The sequence below is a fragment of the Streptomyces marokkonensis genome, from assembly GCF_008312835.1.
Lineage (GTDB): Bacteria > Actinomycetota > Actinomycetes > Streptomycetales > Streptomycetaceae > Streptomyces > Streptomyces marokkonensis_A.
This window is the reverse complement of the sequence record NZ_VSKS01000069.1, coordinates 1-887: the sequence shown is the minus strand read 5'-3', so window position 1 is coordinate 887 and position 887 is coordinate 1. Positions and strand designations below refer to the sequence as shown.

Annotated in this window: 1 protein-coding gene; it reads right to left on the bottom strand. The window is 72.5% G+C overall.

What is annotated here, in order from left to right; genetic code table 11:
- Positions 1–777: IS481 family transposase (locus F1615_RS35440; protein WP_149553134.1), on the bottom strand; the 777-nt coding region annotated here is incomplete at its 3' end.
- Positions 778–887: the final 110 nt, after the last annotated feature.

Genomic DNA, 887 nt, shown 5'->3' with positions numbered 1-887 from the left:
GCGTTCGACCTTGCCGTTGGTCTGCGGTCGCCACGGCCGGGTCCAGCGCGGCTGGATCCCCAGATTCCGGCAGGTGTCGCGCCAGGTGTTCTTCGTGTAAGCCCAGGCGTTGTCGGTCAGCACCCGCTCGACGGTGATGCCCTGGGCGGCGAACCAGGCGGTGGCCCGGGTGAGGAAGGCGGCGCAGGTGGCGGCCTTCTCGTCGGGGAGATCTTCGGTGTAAGCGAGCCGGGAGTGATCGTCCAGGGCGGTGTGGAGGTAGGCGAGACCGGTGCCGGTGCGGTTCTTGCGGCCGGCTGCGCGGCCGAGGACCTTGTGGCCGCCGCCGTCGGGGATGCGGCCGAGTTTCTTGACGTCGATGTGGACGAGTTCGCCCGGGCGGGCGCGTTCGTAGCGGCGGACGGGCTCGCCTGTGGCCCGGTCCAGCGTGGCCAGGGCGGGCAGGCCGTGGCGGACGAGGATGCGGTGGGCCGTCGACGGCGCGATGCCGCACCGGGCGGCCAGCCGGACGGGGCCGATGCGGTGCTCGCGCCGCAGGCGTACGACGTGTTCCTCGACCGTGGCAGGAGACCGGCGTGGCTGGTGGTGCGGGCGGCTGGAACGGTCGTGCATCCCTTCGGGGCCCGCCTGCCGGTAGCGCCCGGCCCAGCGGGCTGCGGTGGTGTGGCTGACCTGGAAGCGTTCCGCGGCCCGGCGCAGCGGCCAGCCGTCGTCCACGACGCACCGGGCCAGGCGAAGCCGCCCGGTCGGGGTCAGCGGGGCATTACGGTGGGACACGAGGGCCTCCTGGCGGTCGGGCGTAGATGTCGCAATCCACACCGAACCCAGAAGGCCCTCACCCGTTCAAGCACCCAGCATGCGTGTCACCAACGTCCCGGAACAGCACA